The following is a 4596-nucleotide window of genomic DNA, read 5'->3' as shown; positions in this document are numbered from 1 at the left end:
TGCGGTACGGTCATCTCATCTGAAAACGCCGGGCACTCCGGCCATAGCGGATGGGAAGGGACGATGACGAACCCGAATACGGGATCGCAGACTTCATCCGGCGCCGCGGGCCGGCCGGATGGCGGTAAAGCTGGTACAGGCCAAGACCGACCGCGTGCTCGCCGGATTTTTCGAACGCTTCGCTGAAGAGATCGGCAGCCATCACGCCTGACGCGACACAATGCCGCAGGACGGAAGGCCCGACAGCGTCTTTCGCATCTGCAGCATCATGGGTCAGGATAGCAGGCGTCGCGGGTGCTCTTTGCCGGTGGAGATGCCGAGTGGTCCTGTCCCAGCCCACTACCCCCAACCCTATACAAAGCCTCGCCCCACCGGCCTCTGACGCCGACCGCATGATTTTCGGCCGGATCCTGGCGCTGGCCGCGGCCGATCCGGAGCGGACGATGGTCCAGGCGCTGGCGCTGGCCAAGGACGATCTGGCCGAGCTTGCTGCACGCCACGCCCCGCAGTTCACGGACGCCGTCGCCGCCCTTGCCGATGGGGAAGAGTGCGGCGAGGATGCCATCGAGGAAGCGGACCTTCGCGCCTTCCTGGTCGAGCATGGCGCGACGGGAGCCGACGAGGAGCGCTGGCTGGCCACCATCCTGGCGCGACGGTCGCTGGAGCCGAACCATCTGTGGCAGGATATGGGCTTTCACGACCGTGGTGAACTCAACACCATGTTCCGGCTGCATTTCCCGGCCCTGGTCGCGATGAATTCCGGCGACATGAAGTGGAAGAAATTCTTCTATCGCCAGCTTTGCGAGCGCGAGGGGCTGATGCTGTGCAAATCGCCCAACTGCGAGGTGTGTGACGACGTCGAGGTCTGTTTCGGCGAGGAGGCCGGCGATCCGCTGTCCACCCTCTCCCGACTCGCCCGCGGCGCGTAAGGCGCTTCAGCGAGGCTGGGCGCCCAGATCCTCGAAGGTCAGGCCCTTGTCGGTGTGGCGGAAACGGCCCTTGCCGTTGACGGTCAGCGGCGGTTGCCCCGGCTGCGGCACGAAGGTGGCGGCATAATAGCAATCATACTGGCCGCTTCCGGTCGCCCCACCTTTCTGCTTCGCCTCGATGCAGCCCTGCTTGCGGAAATTGTCGAAGGCGCGGAAGGCCGCATTGCCCTGCCGCTCCAGCGTGCGGCGGGTGTGTGCCTCCACCAGCTTGCGCATGTCGCCCTCCGACGGCTCGCCCGAACAGGCGGCGACCAGCAGCGGGACGAGCAGGACGAGATGCCTCACCGCCCCCCCAGCAGCCGGTCCACCCGCTCCTTCAAGGCGGAAAAGGATGGCGGTTTGACGACGAAACCGTTGACGCCCAGTGCCATCGCCTGCTTGACGATCTCCGATTCGGTGTGGTTCGTCAGGAATACAACCGGGGCGCGGGGATTGGCGGCCTCGGAACTGGCGCGTAGGCGGGCGAGGAATTGCAGGCCGGAAACCGGCTTCATGTCGATGTCGCAGACGATCAGGTGCGGATCGACGCGGATGCATTCGTACATCGCCGACTCGCCATTGTCTGCCTCCGTCACGTCACGGAAGCCAATCTGGCCCAGAATCTGAACGATGGTGCGGCGGACGAAGGGTTGGTCCTCCACCACCAGGATGCGATGCCGGGCATAGTCGATCGCCTGCCTATCCATCCCCAATCCTCCAGCCAGATCGCCATTTCCAACTGATACCGTCCGAAACGGCGCCGGGCAACCGATGGTCGGTTACCGATGGATGGAATATGGTTTTATCTCTGTAAAATTTTCGGCGATTTGCACCCCTGGCGGGCGTGACATCAGCTGGCGATGGAGGCGGGGATCGCCGCGCTGGCAAAAACCGGAGCGGGATAACCGTCGCTGACGACGACGCGATTGCGTCCCATCGCCTTCGCTTCGTACAGCGCCCGGTCGGCCCGCCCCAGCGCCCGTTCGATGCTGGAATCCTCCTCCCCACACATGGCTACGCCGATGCTGACGGTCATGCGCAAGCACCCTTGCCCCTGATCGACGGGCTGGAGCGGCACGTCGGCCATCGCCAGCTTGTGGCGTAGCCGTTCCGCCACCTCGGTCGCCGCGGCCAGCGGGGTTTCCGGAAGGATGATCGCGAATTCCTCGCCGCCCACCCGTCCGATATGGTCGGTGTCGCGCAGTTCGTTGCGGCAGATCTCCCCCAGACGAACCAAGGCCTGGTCCCCCATCGCATGGCCGTGGGTGTCGTTGATCATCTTGAACCGGTCGATGTCCATCATCAGCACCGACACCGGCCTGCCGTAACGGCGCAGCCGGGCCATTTCGACCTCCGCCAGCTCCAGAAAACGGCGGCGGTTGTTCAAGCCGGTCAGCGGGTCGGTGGTCGCCATTCGGCGCAACTCGCTTTCCGCCCGTTTGCGTTCCGATACGTCGCGGATCACGGCGGTGAACATCATGCCGTCGGCGTTGTGCAGCTTGGCGATCGATATTTCCGCCGGGAACTCCCGCCCGTCGGCGGTCAGCCCCTGAACTTCACGGCGTTTGGTCATCACCTGCGCCTGCACCTCCGACGCGCCGAAAGCGGCAATGTGCGCGCCGTGGTCCAGCCGGAAGCGCTCGGGGATCAGCAGCGACAGCGGACGGCCCAGGATGTCGCCGGCGTCATAGCCGAACAGGCTTTCGGCCGCCCGATTGAACAGGGTGATGTTCAGGTTGGCGTCGGTGGTCAGAATGGCATCCTGCGCCAGCCCGATGATGCCCTGCAGCCGCTCCTCCGACAGCCGCAGTTCCTCCTCCAGCCGCTTGCGGGCCATGGCGTGCTGGACCGCCCGCCACATCAGCGGCCCGTCGGTCTGCCCTTTGACCAGATAGTCCTGGGCGCCGTGGGCCAGGATCTCCAGCGCGAAATCCTCGTCGTCATAGCCGGTCAGCACCACCAGCGGCAGCGATGGCACGTCGGCATGCAGACGGGTCACCGTCTCCAGCCCAAAGCTGTCGGGCAGCGAGAGGTCGAGCAGGATGACGTCGCAGGCGTTGCGGCTCAGCCATGTCCGCGCGTCCGTCAGCGAGGTGGCGCGCGCAATGGTGCTTCGACGGGCATAAGGCGTCAGCGACCGGGTGACAAGCCGCGCGTCGGCATCGTCATCCTCGACCAGCAGGATCGCCGTGTGTTCCTCCATGGATAAGAGATCGTGCGATACGGTCGGCTTGTCCGACATCGGGATGGGCGTGGTGATGGGCATGGCGGACCTCCCTCACCGTGGCAGCCGGACGACACGGAACCAGTATTCCTCGATGCTCTTCACGGCATCGAAGAAGGCGTCCATGTCCATCGGCTTGGTGATGAAGCTGTTGGCACCCAGCAGATAGCTGGCGTTCACGTCGCGATCGACGTCGGAGGTGGTGAGGATCACCACCGGAATGGTCTTCAGCTCCTCGTCGGCTTTCAACTCCTGCAGCACCGCGCGACCGTCCATCCGCGGCATGTTGAGGTCGAGCAGGATCAGATCCGGACGGACTGCATCGGCGAACGGTCCCTGGCGGTGCAGATACTCCATCGCCTCCACTCCATCGCGGACATGGCCGACGTTGCACAGGATGCGCCCGTCGCGCAAGGCGCGCTTGGCGAGACCGGCATCCGCCGGGTCGTCCTCGACCAACAGGATCTCGAAGGGGGATGTCAGATCCTGCATCAGGGGAATCCCAGGACGGAGGGATGGGGGAGATGGATGGAAAAAATGCTGCCCTCACCGGGACTGGAGACGAGGGTGATGCGTCCGCCCAACCGCTCAGCCATCTTGCGGGCGATTGCCAGCCCCATGCCGGTGCCGGGATGGTCGGTGCGCGAATGCAGGCGGCGGAAAACCTCGAAAATCTGGTCGCTATACCGCGGATCGATGCCGATGCCGTTGTCGCGTACGTCGATCACGTCAAAGTCGTCGATCCGCCGGTGCGACACCTGCACCTCCAGCGCGCGGCTGGGATCGCGGTATTCGACGGCGTTGGCGATCAACACAGCGAAGATCTCGCGCAGCCGGCGTTCGTCGGCCTGCACCGTCGGCAGCTCCGCCACCGTCACCGTGGCGCCTGCATCCTCGATCCGCCGCTTCAACGCGGTCAACGCCGCCTGCAGAGCAGCGGCGGCGGGAATGACACCGCAGCCGAGCGGCACACGGTCCTCCGCCAGGAAAAGCTGGACGTCGCGCAGCAGCATCTTCAGCCGGCCGGCGCCGTCGACGATCTCGCGGATGAAGCCCTCGCTCTCCTCGTCCAGCCTGCCCTTCTGCTGCCGTTCCAGCAATTGGGCATAGCTGGCGATGGCCCGCAGCGGCTCCTGCAGGTCATGGGCGGCGGCGTAGGCGAACTGCTCCAGCTCGTTCTTGGCGCGGCCGAGTTCTGCGGTGCGCAGGTCGACCTGACGTTCCAGCCTATAGCGGCGGCCGACCGCCAGGAAGGTCACTGCCTCGATCAGCAGCGACAGCAGCAGGAAGGCGGCCTGGAACCCGCGGAAGGCCGGATCGGCATGGGCCATCCCATCCCAGCTGGTGCGCGGAGCCAGCGCCCAGGTCCAATAGCCGTCCGGCAGGTGGATCCGCTCGATCAGC

6 protein-coding genes are annotated in these 4596 nt (G+C 65.3%); 1 reads left to right on the top strand and 5 read right to left on the bottom strand.

All coding sequences use genetic code 11. The annotated features are described in order from the left end of the window. Nucleotides 1-392 precede the first annotated feature (392 nt). Nucleotides 393-929 carry a nitrogen fixation protein NifQ gene (locus tag I71_RS04750; RefSeq protein ID WP_244433636.1) on the top strand — a complete coding sequence of 179 codons (537 nt, stop codon included), beginning with the start codon at nt 393-395 and terminating at the stop codon, nt 927-929. Between the two features lie 6 nt (nt 930-935). Here the strand turns inward: I71_RS04750 and I71_RS04745 are convergent, their stop codons facing one another. The 5 genes from I71_RS04745 to I71_RS04725 all read right to left on the bottom strand — a co-directional run. Continuing rightward, complete coding sequence (locus tag I71_RS04745) at nt 936-1274, bottom strand: hypothetical protein (protein ID WP_042691376.1); 339 nt, start codon at nt 1272-1274, stop codon at nt 936-938. After that, nucleotides 1271-1675 (bottom strand): response regulator, encoded by a 405-nt coding sequence (locus tag I71_RS04740; RefSeq protein WP_042691373.1) that lies wholly within the window; start codon nt 1673-1675, stop codon nt 1271-1273. Before I71_RS04740 ends, I71_RS04745 begins: the two co-directional genes overlap by 4 nt. Before the next feature lie 143 nt (nt 1676-1818). Continuing rightward, nucleotides 1819-3234 (bottom strand): diguanylate cyclase, encoded by a 1416-nt coding sequence (locus tag I71_RS34785; protein WP_049975923.1) that lies wholly within the window; start codon nt 3232-3234, stop codon nt 1819-1821. A 12-nt stretch (nt 3235-3246) separates the two neighbouring features. After that, nucleotides 3247-3684, bottom strand: coding sequence for a response regulator (locus tag I71_RS04730; protein ID WP_042691369.1), 438 nt, complete (start codon nt 3682-3684; stop codon nt 3247-3249). Then, nucleotides 3684-4596 (bottom strand): ATP-binding protein (locus tag I71_RS04725; protein ID WP_244433635.1); only part of this gene is annotated, 913 nt, incomplete at its 5' end. The genes I71_RS04730 and I71_RS04725, both read right to left, overlap by 1 nt.

The organism is Azospirillum sp. B506, from assembly GCF_000333595.1.
In the GTDB taxonomy this organism is placed as follows: Bacteria; Pseudomonadota; Alphaproteobacteria; order Azospirillales; family Azospirillaceae; genus Azospirillum.
This window is presented reverse-complemented; position numbering and strand designations above follow the sequence as displayed.